The 14,339-nt window shown below is 40.9% G+C and carries 11 protein-coding genes; 9 read left to right on the top strand and 2 right to left on the bottom strand.

Annotated features, from left to right (window positions below):
- The coding region (locus Q0162_RS08345; protein ID WP_297890898.1) for a gliding motility-associated C-terminal domain-containing protein at nucleotides 1-1,515 on the top strand (1,515 nt) is incomplete at its 5' end.
- A gap of 75 nt (nucleotides 1,516-1,590) precedes the next feature.
- Here the strand turns inward: Q0162_RS08345 and Q0162_RS08340 are convergent.
- Both Q0162_RS08340 and Q0162_RS08335 read right to left on the bottom strand, forming a co-directional pair.
- A complete protein-coding gene (locus tag Q0162_RS08340) occupies nucleotides 1,591-2,292 on the bottom strand; it encodes a methyltransferase (protein ID WP_297890897.1) in 702 nt (233 codons plus the stop codon).
- 25 nt (nucleotides 2,293-2,317) lie between these two features.
- Nucleotides 2,318-3,046, bottom strand: a complete 729-nt coding sequence (locus Q0162_RS08335) for a hypothetical protein (protein WP_297890896.1) — start codon at nucleotides 3,044-3,046, stop codon at nucleotides 2,318-2,320.
- A 551-nt stretch (nucleotides 3,047-3,597) separates the two neighbouring features.
- Between Q0162_RS08335 and Q0162_RS08330 the strand changes: the two genes are divergently transcribed.
- From Q0162_RS08330 to serS, 8 genes are all read left to right on the top strand, one after another.
- On the top strand, nucleotides 3,598-6,639 hold the full coding sequence (locus tag Q0162_RS08330; RefSeq protein WP_297890895.1) for a SusC/RagA family TonB-linked outer membrane protein: 3,042 nt from the start codon (nucleotides 3,598-3,600) through the stop codon (nucleotides 6,637-6,639).
- Between the two features lie 4 nt (nucleotides 6,640-6,643).
- A complete protein-coding gene (locus Q0162_RS08325; RefSeq protein WP_297890894.1) occupies nucleotides 6,644-8,233 on the top strand; it encodes a RagB/SusD family nutrient uptake outer membrane protein in 1,590 nt (529 codons plus the stop codon).
- 13 nt (nucleotides 8,234-8,246) lie between these two features.
- On the top strand, nucleotides 8,247-9,392 hold the full coding sequence (locus Q0162_RS08320) for a glycoside hydrolase family 18 (RefSeq protein WP_297890893.1): 1,146 nt from the start codon (nucleotides 8,247-8,249) through the stop codon (nucleotides 9,390-9,392).
- Nucleotides 9,393-9,404: 12 nt separating this feature from the next.
- Nucleotides 9,405-10,559 carry a DUF1735 and LamG domain-containing protein gene (locus Q0162_RS08315; protein WP_297890892.1) on the top strand — a complete coding sequence of 385 codons (1,155 nt, stop codon included), beginning with the start codon at nucleotides 9,405-9,407 and terminating at the stop codon, nucleotides 10,557-10,559.
- Between the two features lie 380 nt (nucleotides 10,560-10,939).
- The gene (locus Q0162_RS08310; RefSeq protein ID WP_297890891.1) at nucleotides 10,940-12,085 is read left to right on the top strand and encodes an acyl-CoA dehydrogenase family protein; all 1,146 of its coding nucleotides are present in this window, start codon (nucleotides 10,940-10,942) and stop codon (nucleotides 12,083-12,085) included.
- Between the two features lie 17 nt (nucleotides 12,086-12,102).
- Nucleotides 12,103-12,540 (top strand): Rrf2 family transcriptional regulator, encoded by a 438-nt coding sequence (locus tag Q0162_RS08305; protein WP_297890890.1) that lies wholly within the window; start codon nucleotides 12,103-12,105, stop codon nucleotides 12,538-12,540.
- A gap of 31 nt (nucleotides 12,541-12,571) precedes the next feature.
- Nucleotides 12,572-12,916, top strand: a complete 345-nt coding sequence (locus Q0162_RS08300) for a hypothetical protein (RefSeq protein WP_297890889.1) — start codon at nucleotides 12,572-12,574, stop codon at nucleotides 12,914-12,916.
- Between the two features lie 71 nt (nucleotides 12,917-12,987).
- On the top strand, nucleotides 12,988-14,259 hold the full coding sequence (gene serS, locus Q0162_RS08295) for a serine--tRNA ligase (protein ID WP_297890888.1): 1,272 nt from the start codon (nucleotides 12,988-12,990) through the stop codon (nucleotides 14,257-14,259).
- Nucleotides 14,260-14,339 lie beyond the last annotated feature (80 nt).

The raw sequence follows: 14,339 nt of genomic DNA, 5'->3' as shown, positions 1-14,339 counted from the left end.
CCAACCACTATTGAAGCAGTGAACGATGGAGTGACCACTATCACTAGCACAGCAGGTGGAACCACGCCAAGCGTATTGACTAATGATAAGTTGAATGGTGTGCCAAACCCAAGTATCAGTTCTGTAACCCTTACTTGGAATACAGCAACCCCTACGGGCTTCACTTTGAATCCTAACGGAACTATTGCAGTAGCTCCAAATACCCCTGCAGGCATCCATACGATAAGCTACACGATTTGTGCAGTAGCAAGTCCTACGGTATGCAGCACAGCGAGCATCGTAGTAACAATAAGTGGAACAACAACTATTGCAACACCAACCACTATTGAAGCAGTGAACGATGGAGTGACCACTATCACTAGCACAGCAGGTGGAACCACGCCAAGCGTATTGACTAATGATAAGTTGAATGGTGTGCCAAACCCAAGTATCAGTTCTGTAACCCTTACTTGGAATACAGCAACCCCTACGGGCTTCACTTTGAATCCTAACGGAACTATTGCAGTAGCTCCAAATACCCCTGCAGGCATCCATACGATAAGCTACACGATTTGTGCAGTAGCAAGTCCTACGGTATGCAGCACAGCGAGCATCGTAGTAACAATAAGTGGAACAACAACTATTGCAACACCAACCACTATTGAAGCAGTGAACGATGGAGTGACCACTATCACTAGCACAGCAGGTGGAACCACGCCAAGCGTATTGACTAATGATAAGTTGAATGGTGTGCCAAACCCAAGTATCAGTTCTGTAACCCTTACTTGGAATACAGCAACCCCTACGGGCTTCACTTTGAATCCTAACGGAACTATTGCAGTAGCTCCAAATACCCCTGCAGGCATCCATACGATAAGCTACACGATATGCGCAGTAGCAAGTCCTACGGTATGCAGCACAGCAAGCATCGTAGTAACGATAAGTGGTACGACTACAAGCACTACCCCAGTATTGCCAATAGCAGTAGACGATCGTTCTACAACCGCTATCAACACCCCAGTAGTGGTGAATGTATTGGGTAACGATACCCCTAACGGAGCAACTACTCCTAATGTGGTAACAAATCCTGCCAATGGTACAGTAGTTGTAAACCTCGACGGATCTATCGAATATCGTCCTAACACAGGATTTGAAGGCATAGATACCTTTGTATATGAAATTTGCAACACCGATGGTTGTGCATCAGCTACTGTTACTATCAACGTAGTGAACAAAATAGTGCCTTACAATGGTATGTCGGTAGATGGTGATGGCAAAAACGATCATTTCCATATCGGAGGAATCGAGCGTTATCCTAACAATGTGGTACGTATCTACAACCGTTGGGGCGTGAAAGTCTTTGAGACAGAAGGTTATGACAACGTTACCCGCGTGTTTAGAGGTATCTCTAACGGACGTGTAACTATCGAACAAGCCGAAAAACTCGCTCAAGGTACGTATTATTATGTAATTGAATATTACGATAGTAATAACAACAAAGAATCTTTAGTAGGTTGGTTATATCTCAAGAAATAACCCTAAGGATAAAACACAAAAAAGGCTATTCAGCAGGATGCTGAATAGCCTTTTTCACTTTTCATTCTTCACTTTTTACTTCAAATAGAACTCTTTTGTAAGTTCTTTGTATTCATCAGTATATACTCCTCGTTCTTTTTCAATGGTAAAGATGTGAATAGGGTAGGAGGGTAGAGGCTTGCGGGCGAAGAGCATCATGCTGCGTTTGAGTTCGCTCTTTTCATTGCCTCGTGTGTGAGTGATTTTTTGAGGAAAGAGTCCAAATGTAGCTGCCAAAGTGATAAACGTTTCACTTTCACTATATGGAAGAATTACGCTAAAATACCCCTCAACGGCTAATAAGCGGCTTACTCCTTCTAAGAGTTGTTTAGAAGGAAGAGCGTCGCTAAAACGGGCGGTATTACGCGCTTTTTCTGGGGTTTTGTAGTCGGTGGAATAAAAGGGAGGATTAGAGATGATCAAGTCGTAGCTTTCGTCCATTTCAGTAAAAAACTCTTCAAATGAGGCATGGTAACAAAAAAGTCGGTCGCCCCACGGACTTGCTTCAAAATTTTCAGTGCATTCTATATAAGCACTTTCATCAATTTCCATAGCATCAATAGTCATTGCATCAGAGCGTTGGGCGAGCATTAGGGCGAGTAAACCCGTACCAGCCCCAATATCCAAAATACTTTGAGGTTGCTCAAGAGGAGTCCACGCGCCGAGAAGTACGCTATCAGTGCCTATTTTCATTGCACTTTGCGCCTGTTTTACACTAAATTGTTTAAATTTAAACATAAAGTATATAGGGTTTTGCTAAGCCTTAAAAGCTATTTTTTACTATCTTTACTTCTGCACATCTTCTGCTATCTTTTACAACGCTGTAATATCCATTATATTTTTGTGTAATAGCCCCTATGGGAGAGACTATTTCGCAATTGGAAAGGATAACCCCTTCACCTCCCAACAAGGCATAATCTCCCTGATTTTGTATTATCTGTATATTAGATTTGTTGATGTTAAGGGTGTTTACAGCTCTTATATGAGTGTTCGCTATAATAGAACAACCTCCGTCTATAGTTATCTGTTTTCTTGAGAAAATACTAGCGTGCAGATAATTATCATTTTCAATTTTTATAGATCCATCTCCAGTGATACGTAAACTAGCTCCATCGGTAGCAATCGTAGCTTCTTCTTTAGCTCTTACTATATTGTTGTTGCGCAATACAATAGTAAGAGTGGCAGTAGTGCCTCTTGGCTGAGCAATAGCGCATAATTCGTTTTCTGTGGCTTCAATGGTTGCTCCATCGAGGGTGAGAATCCTATGGATAGGATCATAACTCACTTTGCCACTTTTCAGGTCAGGAAAATTAGCCGAGGTGATGTTTTGATAATTATCGGAAGTGATTTCTGCGAACCCTATGAATACACCGTAAGCGCCTTGAGGTACTTTGGTGGAGGGGTTGTCGTTATCTTTAGAGCAACTTGCCATTGTGGCAGCCACTACAAGGAGAATGAAAATTCCTTTTTTGAAGTTGAATGTTCTTTTCATAAATTAGATGATTTTTTAGTAGTTAGCTTGTAGAATTTAGGAGCAAAGGTAATAATATTTAGCAAATAGACAAATAGTAAAAAAAAATTAGATCAAAATAACTGAATTAATTTAACCAATATGACTGTCGTCTTTAGGGTAACCATTGTGGCTTGTGTTCAATTCCTAAGAAACCTAGAAAACTTGTTACTTGGCTAAAAAACTCTCCAATTTTCTTCTTAAAAAATACTCTTTTCTGGAAAAAAATCTTTAACCTTGTTTTTTTTTAATGAAAAAAATATAATAATCATATAAAAATATCCGATTTTTATGTGATAACATGTTAAAACGTATATTTTTGATGTATTTTCTGTGTTAAAAAGAAAAGAGTTCTAATTTATTTTTTATTTAAAGGTTTTTGTGTTATGTAATAGTAATTATTATAATTCTTTTTTCTACTATAGCTAATAAATGTAGTTTTTTTCTATCATTTATGGAAAATATATACTTTTTTCTTGTTTCGTTTAAGATAAAATTATACTTTTGCACTGTCAATTTTTAACATTTATTTTATGAATTACCCTAACTTACGTCTTGTGTTTATTGTCTTTTTTTTACTTTTGGGAGGACTTTATGCACAAGATAAAACGGTAACTGGTGTAGTTACCGATGAAAGCAAAACCCCTCTTATTGGGGTAAGTGTGGTGGTTAAAGGCACTACACGTGGCGTTTCTACCGATTTTGATGGAAAATTTACCCTTCACGCTAAAGAAGGTGAAACCATCGAATTTAGTTCAGTGGGATATGTCGCTCAAGACAAAAAAGTAATAGGAGCTGGCAAAACACTGAATATGAATGTAGTCCTCAAAGAGGAAACTCAACAACTCTCAGAGGTTGTGGTAACAGCTTTGGGTATCAAACGCGAAGAAAAAGCGTTGAGTTACAACGTACAACAAGTGAAATCAGAAGAACTTACTAAGGTGAAAGCCCCTAACTTCGTCAATAGTCTCAATGGTAAAGTTGCAGGGATCACCATCAATAAAAGCGCTTCTGGACCAGGAGGCGCTACCCGTGTGATTATGCGTGGCGAAAAATCTATAGAAGGTAGTAACAACGTGCTATATGTTATAGATGGAATTCCTCTCTTCAATACCCAAGCTGGTGGCGATAATAGTGGTATCAAAGGTGAAGGACGTGTCGGTAGTGAAGGTATCGCCGACTTCAACCCCGAAGATATTGAAAGCATCTCCGTGCTTAGCGGCCCTTCCGCTGCAGCCCTCTATGGTAGTAATGCCGCTAATGGCGTAATCCTTATCAATACAAAAAAAGGTAAAGAAGGAAAAATGCAAATTTCCCTATCTTCTACTACCGAGTTTAGTAAACCTTTTATCTTACCTGAATTCCAAAATACTTACGGAAACCGAAATGGACAATACAGTAGCTGGGGTAGTAAATTAGTTTCCTCTAGTAGCTACGACCCCGCAAAAGATTTCTTCGAAACAGGTACTAACTTTATCAACTCACTCACCCTTACAACAGGTAACAAAACTAATCAAACTTTCTTCTCTGCTGCAAGTACTAACAACAATGGAGTGGTGCCTAACAATAGTTACCATCGTTACAACTTCAATGTACGCAATACTACTTCTCTATTCGAAGATAAATTGCAATTAGACTTTGGAGCTGCTTATATCAAACAAAAAGATATGAATATGGTCTCTCAAGGTGAGTATTGGAACCCTATCGTAGCAGCCTATTTGTATCCACGTGGCGAGGATTTTGGAAAAATCAAAACTTTTGAACGTTATGATACTACCCGAAACTTCCCCGTGCAATATTGGCCTATCAGCGAAAATACTTTTGCCCCTCAAAACCCTTATTGGACTGCCTATCGCAACTTAGCCGCTAACAACAAAGACCGATTTATGTTCAATACAGGTGTTACTTATAAAATTACCTCTTGGGCTAATATTGCTGCTCGTGCTCGTATGGATAAATCTTTCGTGAATTTCGAACGAAAAATCTACGCTTCTTCTAATGATATCTTTGCTAAACCTAATGGAGCTTATGAATATGCTAACTACAAAGATCACCAATTCTATTCCGATGTGATCGCTACTATCAACAAACAATTGTTTGACGATTGGAGCTTGATGTTCAACTTAGGTGCTAGCTATTCCGATTTCGACGCTATTGAACGAGGTTACGGAGGTAACTTGCAACTAGTGCCTAACCTATTCGCTATCCAAAATATCACACCTTCCGAAGGTAAAATATCCGAAAAATACGGCGACGCCCGCCGTAGAAATGTGGCCGCCTTCGGAAATGCCGAAATTGGCTTCAAACGCTGTGCATACCTCACCCTTTCTGGACGTAACGAATGGGATTCCCGCTTGGTAAATTCAGCCGAAGAATCTTATTTCTACCCCTCTATCGGTTTTTCTGCTGTGATTTCCGAAATGGGTGAAATGCCTGATTTCTTGAATTATTTCAAAGTCAGAAGCTCTTATACTGAAGTAGCTTCCCCTATCGCTTGGTCTGGACGTACCCCTGGTACTATTACACAAAGAATCGTAGGTGGGGTTATCAAACCTGAAGAGATATACCCTTATGCCGATTTCAAAGCCGAACGTACCAAATCTTATGAATTAGGCCTTAGCTTGAGAATCTTCAAACACTTTAATATCGAATCTACCTGGTACCGCTCTAATACCTATAACCAAACTTTTATCGCTAACCTGCCCGAATCTACTGGATATAAATACATATACCTACAAGCTGGAGATGTGCAAAATAATGGTATAGAACTAAGCCTAGGCTATCGCAACCAAATAAGAGGCGTTGATGTAGCTAGCTCTCTATCCTATACACGTAATAAAAACACCATTAAAAAAATGGTTAAAGATTACAAACATCCTTTTATCGCACAACCTTTCAATATAGATGAAGTAAGCAAAGATAACGGTAGAACTATCCTAAAAGTAGGAGGTAGTATTAGCGATGTCTATGCTTCTAAATTCTTGAAAAAAGATAATCAAGGCTATATCAATATCCCTGAAAGTGGTGACCTAACCTTAGAAAACCAAGAACCTGTGTTCTTAGGTAAAACAACCCCCGACTTCCTCTTAGGATGGAATAACTCTTTCGCTTACAAAGGTTTCGGCTTGAGCTTCCTCATCAGTGGCCGATTCGGAGGTATAGTAACTTCTTCAACTCAAGCAATCCTAGACCGATTTGGCGTCTCCAAAGCTTCTGCTATAGCTCGTGACAATGGTGGTGTTACCCTCCCAGGACAAGGTAAATACGACGCTAAAAAATACTATGAATTAGTAGCTACAGGTAAAAACGAAATGGCTGGTTATTACACTTACGACGCTACCAACGTCCGATTGCAAGAATTAGCCGTAAGTTACTCTTTCCCCGCTAAGTGGTTTAAGAAAAAAATCGACGAACTTACCCTTTCTGTCATAGGTAACAACCTCTGGATGATCTACAACAAAGCTCCTTTTGACCCCGAGCTAACCCCCTCTACTGCTACTTATGGACAAGGTAACGATTACTTTATGCAACCAAGCTTGCAAAGTATTGGATTTAATGTAAAAGTAAAATTATAATCTTATGAAAAAGAATTTATTTATATACACCTCTATAGCTCTTGCTGCCTTTTCCTGCAACAAGTTCGAAGAAATAAATACCGACGCTTTTGGCGTTACCCAAGAAATGGGGAAAAGAGACGGTATCACTATAGGAGCTAAAATTACAGCTATGCAAGCTCAAGTAGTCCCAGTAGGTACACAAGCCGATGGTACCGATATCGTCAACCAATATCAAACTGCATACCACTTGTCCGCCGACGTCTGGAGTGGCTATTTTTGCCAAAACCAAGACTGGAATAACGGATATAACCACACTACCTATTCACTAATCGAAGGTTGGTACGAAACTTCCTATGCTAGCTCCTATACCAAAGTATTGCCACTATGGAGTAGCGTAAAGGAAGAAGCCGAAAAAAGTAACTTCCCCGAAGCTTTCGCCCTAGCTCAAATACTCAAAATCTCAGCTTGGCACAAAGCTACCGATATGTTCGGCCCCATACCCTATAAAGAAACTGGTAAAGGCCTCCTAAGAGTACCTTATGATAGCCAAGAAGAAGTATATCAAGCTTTCTTCGACGACCTTTCTGCAGCTATCTCCGTACTGCAAACTAAACTCGCTCAAGGAGGAAAACTATTACCTAAATCTGATGCCGTATACGCTGGCGATGTAAATAAATGGATAAAATACGCAAACTCTCTAATGCTGCGATTAGCTATGAGAATACGTTATGCCGACCCCGCCAAAGCTAAATTATATGCCGAACAAGCCGTAAACCAAGCCTCTGGAGTAATGACCTCTAAAGACGACGAAGCTAAAATGGCTCAAGGTGCTGGACTTATATTTATCAATAATATTGAAACATGCGCTAACCAATATAACGAAACTCGTATGGGATCCTCTATGTACTCCTATTTAGTAGGATATGAAGACCCCCGCCTAATGGCCTACTTCAAAACTAGCGAAAGTGTATATGCCCAACCCATACCTTTTGCCGGAGGTAAATACCAATGCCTGCCCACAGGATACGGAGGTAAAGAAAGCTATTTCAAAGACTTCTCCTTGCCTAATATCGAAAAAACTACGCCTACTTATTGGATGAGAGCCTCCGAAGTATACTTCTTGAGAGCCGAAGGTGCCTTGCTAGGATGGAGTATGGGAGATACTGCCGAAAACTTATACACAAAAGGCGTTGAAACTTCTTTCGAAGAAAATAATATCCCAGTAAGCCAAGTAAATAGCTACTTAACATCTGGTAAACAACCCGTTAAAGCTTACTACAACTACATAGATGCCCCTACCGATATCACCGCTCAATGGCAAGGTACTAATGAAGAAAAATTACAAAAAATTATTACCCAAAAATGGATCGCCCTATATCCTAACGGACAAGAAGCTTGGAGCGAATGGCGACGTACTGGATACCCCATCCTACACGAAGTGTGGCAAAACAAAAGTGGAGGTGTTATTTCTACCGAAGATGGCGTCCGACGAATCCCTTACCCCGAAAGCAAACTTACCGGAGAAGACAAAACCTATTTAGCCCGCGCCCTACAACTGTTAGGAGGCCCTAATACAGGCGCTACTAAAGTTTGGTGGGATAAAAAGAACTAATATTTAAAATACTATGAAAGTTATGAAGTATATTTCCAAAACTATCAGTATAGCTGTATTGTGTATTACTATAGCTCTCTCTTCTTGTAGCAAATGGACAGAAGTAGAAAATAAACAAATAGACCACAATGGTGGCGCTAACACTCTCAGCCCTAAAGAACGCGATAATCACTACGCTTCCTTGCGCGCTTGGAAAAAAACCGCCGAAAACTACGGACGACCCGTCTCTTTCGGTTGGTTTAGTAACTGGTCGCCAGAAGGTAGCGTCCGAAAAGGATATTTGTCTGCTTTACCCGATAGCATCGATATGGTATCTATGTGGAGTGGCCCTTTTGGCATCAGCGAAGCTAAAAAAGCCGATAAAGCATACGTCCAAAATGTAAAAGGTACTAAAGTATTCGTTTGCTTTATTTTGCACAATATTGGTACCGGTATTACCCCCTCTTCTATAGCCGATAAAATTAAAACTGAAAACCCTACCGACTCCGAGTCTGTACTCAATACCAAAATTAAAAAAGCCCAAGAAGCTTACTGGGGATACACCAGCGGAGTTCAAGGCTCTCCCGACCATACCGCCGCTATTAAAAAATACGCCAAAGCTCTTTGCGATACCATCGTAAAATACGATTACGACGGACTCGATATCGACTGGGAACCCGATGGAGCTGGTGACGGTTTCGGTAACCTAAAAGGAGGATATGATAGAGGTGAGTATTTGCACATCCTTGTAGAAGAACTCGGTAAATACTTAGGACCTAAAGCTACTATAAATACAGGAAAACGCCGATACCTATTAGTTGATGGCGAATTGTGGAACGTCAAAAAAGAATCAGGTCCTTATTTTGATTATTTCATCTCTCAAGCATATGGTGATAGACATCTCGACTATAGAGTCGCTGGCGTTAAAAGTAATTTCGACGAATACTACAATACACGTAAACACATATTTACCGAAAACTTCGAATCTTACTCACAATACGGTGGCGCCTTGCTAGACCAAGCTCAATACAACTCTAATTTAGGACCTAAAGGAGGCGTAGGCGCTTATCGTATCGATAACGACTACGATAATCAACCCGATTATAAATGGACTAGAAAAGCTATATATCTAATGCTTAAATCTTATGATGAGTATATCAAACAAAATCCTCAACCATAAATATATAACCTTATGAATTATATAAAATACTGTATCGCAATCTTCTCATTACTAGCTCTAAACGCTTGTAAAGATAAAGAAAGTCAACTATTAGACCCCAAAGTCTATTTCGAACAAGATCAGCAACGACTCAAACTTGAAGATGGTATCGACAACCACTCCTTCAACATCACAGCCCGCATCTCTAATGTTAGCAATAACGATGTTAATGTTACCTACCAAATAGGAAATGCCCAAATGGTTGCCGATTACAACGCTAAAAATGGTACCAAATACCAAATGATGCCTGCTGCTAACTTTAGCCTATTGAAAAATACTTCCATTATTAAAAAAGGTAGTATTTATGCCGAACCTTGCCAATTAGCCCTCAAAAACCTATTAGCTATACAAGAAGGAAGTACCTACGTGATCCCTGTAACTATTGCTAGCGCCGGAGCTCCTACAATCGAAGCTAAAACTTTGTTCGTGGAAATCGCTAAACCTATCGTTATCAATAAAGTATTCGACTTCACCGGTAGAAAATACCTATCTATCCCAATGGATGAAAAAGCTAAGTTTACAAGCCTTACTTATGAAGCTATGATTTATGTCGATACATTCAGAAGATTGAGTACCGTAATGGGAGCCGAAGGTAATCTTATCCTCCGATTCGGAGATACTACCGTAGATGCCGACCAAATACAAGTAGCTGGTAACGTGCAGTTCAACCCTTCTATGAAATTCAAAGCTGACCAATGGTACCACGTAGCTTTTGTATTCGACGGTAGTAGCAAAAAAGCCGAAATATACGTAGATGGTGAACGCGTCGCCGAAAAAACAGCTTCCGTAAGTAGCTTTAACCTCAATGGCGACTTCTTTATCGCCTATGCTTACGACTACGACGGCTCTCGCACTTGGAGAGGTAAAATGAGCGAATGCCGAGTGTGGAGCGTAGCCCGTACTGCCAACGAACTTAAAAACAATAAACTATCTGTAGATCCTAACTCCGAAGGCCTTTTCGGATATTGGAAACTCAATGGTTCCGATGTATATCAAAAAGATGGTAAATACTACGTGAAAGACCAATCTAAAAACAAACGTGACGCCACTTCTAGACGAGGTAGCTACCAAGGTGGCGCTGGTGCTTCTGTAGAACCCGATGTAGTAGAAATGAGAATCTCAGAATAGTTGTAATATTGTAAATCACACACTTTACTAAAACCAATTATCATAGTAATCAATTGTTTTTGAATTGTCTTATATAGGGGCGTTTGTAAAACGCCCCTATATATTTTGCAACCTCCCCCTAGTCATCAATCATTCGTCATTCGCCATTCCCCCCTCGTTATTATTAGTGTTTTTTTTGCTATTAAGCATTCGTATTTCGTAATTATTTTGTATCTTTGCCCCTTGGTATTGAAATCTTAAATCAAAATCACTTTTAACGCTCATCCCATTTCGGGAAGCTAACAAACTCTCGCTGATGCTTGTTTGCACAGCAATCACCAAACAAATGGCTTAGAAGATTTCCCCTTCTATTTCCTAAAAAAGAAATAAGAATATAACGAATGAATTTTAACTTTTCTGAAACACAACAAATGGTAGCCGAAGCCGCTAAGGACTTCGCCGAAAAATATATCCGCCCACACGTAATGCAATGGGACGAAACTCAAGAATTCCCCCTAGAGGTCTTTCGCAAAGCTGGAGAACTCGGTTTTATGGGTATCTTAGTCCCCGAAATCTATGGAGGTTCAGCCCTCGACTACCACGATTATATCGCTATTGTTGAAGAAATTTCAAAAGTCGACCCCTCCATAGGCCTCTCTATAGCTGCTCACAACTCCCTTTGTACCAATCACATCCTCAGCTTTGGCAGCGAGGAACAAAAACAACGCTGGTTGCCTAAATTAGCTTCTGGCGAGTGGATAGGAGCGTGGGGCATCACCGAACACAACACCGGATCCGACTCTGGTGGAATGGCTACTACCGCTGTGAAAGATGGTGATGAGTGGGTGCTCAACGGTACTAAGAACTTCATCACCCACGGCAAAAGTGGCGACATCGCTGTAGTCATCGCTCGTACGGGCGAAAAAGGCGATAAGCACGGTATCACTGCCTTTGCGGTAGAACGCGGTACTAAAGGCTTCAGTGCCGGCAAAAAAGAAAACAAACTCGGTATGCGCGCCAGCGAAACCGCCGAAATGATTTTCCAAGACTGCCGCATCCCCGATGCTAACCGACTCGGCGCAGTAGGCGACGGATTTATCCAAGCGATGAAAATATTGGACGGCGGACGTATCTCTATAGGCGCACTTTCTTTGGGTATTGCCAAAGGCGCTTACCAAGCCTCGCTCAAATACGCCAAAGAACGTATGCAATTCGGCAAACGTCTCATCGATTTGCAAGCTATCGGTTTCAAACTCGCCGATATGGCAACCGAAATTGAAGCCTCAGAACTGCTCTTGCACAAAGCTGCCTTCCAAAAAAATAACGGACAGCGTGTGACCCTATCAGGAGCAATGGCTAAAATGTACAGTTCCGAAGTGTGTGTGCGTGTAGCCACCGAAGCTATTCAAATTCACGGAGGTTATGGTTATACAAAAGATTTCCCAGTAGAAAAATTCTTCCGAGATTCTAAATTGTGTACCATAGGCGAAGGAACTACCGAAATCCAAAAATTAGTCATCTCTCGTCAGATTGATAAAAACTCATAATAAAAAAGAAACCAAAAATGCTATCCAATTCTAGTAAGTATGCAATCAATGCAGTAATATACTTAGCTCAAAACTCATCAGTCTCTAAAAGATTGGCTCCAAAAGATGTCGCTCAAGCCCTGAAAATACCTACATCTTTCTTGGCTAAAATATTACAAACTTTGGCTCGTAAAAAGGTCATTAGCTCTAACAAAGGACCTGGAGGTGGATTTTGGCTCACCGATGAAGAAAAGCAAGCTCCTTTGATGAATGTTGTCAAACAAATAGGTGAAGCCGATAAATTCTTGTCTTGTGGAATGGGCTTTAAAGAATGTTCTTCCGAAAAACCTTGCCCCCTACACTCCTCTGTACAACCTTTTAGAGATAAGTTTATGGAAGAGATTGCCAATAACTCTATAGCCTCTTTTGCTCAAAAAATAGTCGATAAGACTGCTTTCTTATCCCCCACAGAGTAATAGCGTCACTAACCCCTAACCCCTGAGTTAAATGAAAAGAATTGTTACCGAAGGATACCATAATCCTATAGTTTTAAATCTTTCAGAGATTAAAGATCTTATTAAAGAATTGCCTTATAGTGAACATCGTTTTGTCGTTTTCTCAGAAGACGGCGATACTGGCGATTACGTGCAAACTATTTTAGAAAACGAAGAACTCGATGAGGAAAGCCGTTATCAAGTAGAAGCACGCGTATACCACTCACCCGATTCTTTCACACATTACCGTACCTTTGTAGAAACTGCCGACGAAGCCTTTGCACCTTTCGAAGCCTTCTACAACAACACCGCCTATAGCTATGATAGCTGGGAGGATGTTACCGAAGAATTTTGCTAATTAGCTTATTTTCTAATTTAAAAAGCATCACAACCCTGCCCCCTAACACCTGAAACCTAACACCTAACACTATGTTACAACTAAACACTATTAGAGAAGAAAAAGACCGCGTACTCAGCGGACTTAAAAAACGCAATTTCAAAGAATTGCATCTCATAGACAACATCATCGCCTTAGACGAAAAACGTCGTGCTACTCAGCTTTCATTAGATGAAACACTGGCGAAATCTAACAACCTCTCTAAGGAAATCGGTAACCTATTCAAAGCAGGAGAAACCGATAAAGCCAATGCGCTGAAAGAGCAAACAGCCACCCTTAAAGAGGATATCAAAACCCTTACCGATACCCTCAACACTACTGTAGAGGAGCTTAATGATTTGCTCTATCGCGTGCCTAACATCCCTAATGAGTTAGTGCCCGAAGGTACTTCCGAAGCCGATAACGTAGTAGTATTCGAGGCAGGCGAAATTCCTAACTTGGGTAAAGATGCTTTGCCACATTGGGAACTCGCCAAAAAATACGACCTCATCGATTTTGAGCTGGGTGTAAAACTCACCGGCGCAGGTTTCCCTGTATACAAAGGCAAAGGTGCTAAATTACAACGCGCTCTCATCACCTACTTCCTCGACAAGAACACCGAGGCTGGTTACAACGAATTCCAAGTGCCTCACGTGGTGAATGAAGCCTCAGGCTATGGCACTGGTCAGTTACCTGATAAAGAAGGACAGATGTACCACATAGGGGTTGATAATCTCTATCTCATCCCTACTGCCGAGGTGCCTGTTACGAATATCTTCCGCGATACTTTGTTAAACGAAAGCGATTTGCCTATTTGCTGTACAGCCTATACCCCTTGCTTCCGTCGTGAAGCTGGTAGCTATGGTGCGCACGTACGCGGACTTAACCGCTTGCACCAGTTCGACAAAGTAGAGATTGTGCGCATCGAACACCCTGATAATTCTTACAAGGCATTAGAAGGAATGGTAGAACACGTGAAAGGCATCCTCAACGAACTAAAACTCCCTTACCATATTTTGCGCTTGTGTGGAGGTGATTTAGGCTTTACTTCAGCCATAACCTACGATTTCGAGGTATATTCCACCGCTCAAGAAAAATGGTTAGAGATAAGTTCAGTATCAAATTTCGAAACCTTTCAAGCCAACCGACTCAAATTGCGTTTCAAGGACTCCGACGGTAAGAACCGCTTAGCGCATACCCTCAATGGCAGTTCATTAGCCCTTCCGCGCGTATTAGCAGGCATTTTAGAAAACTACCAAACCCCCGAAGGTATTGTAGTCCCCAAAATCCTCAGAAAATACACCGGCTTTGATATCATCAACTAATCCTACACTTTGCCAAAGTCTATCATATAGCCACTTTAAAAGCGAATTACAAGCCTCTTCCAAGCGAAGAGGCTTTTTTG

Origin of the sequence: uncultured Capnocytophaga sp. (genome assembly GCF_937936315.1) — a bacterium.
Taxonomy (GTDB): domain Bacteria; phylum Bacteroidota; class Bacteroidia; order Flavobacteriales; family Flavobacteriaceae; genus Capnocytophaga.
Note: the sequence above shows the minus strand (reverse complement) of the source record. Positions and strands in the feature narration are given on the sequence as shown.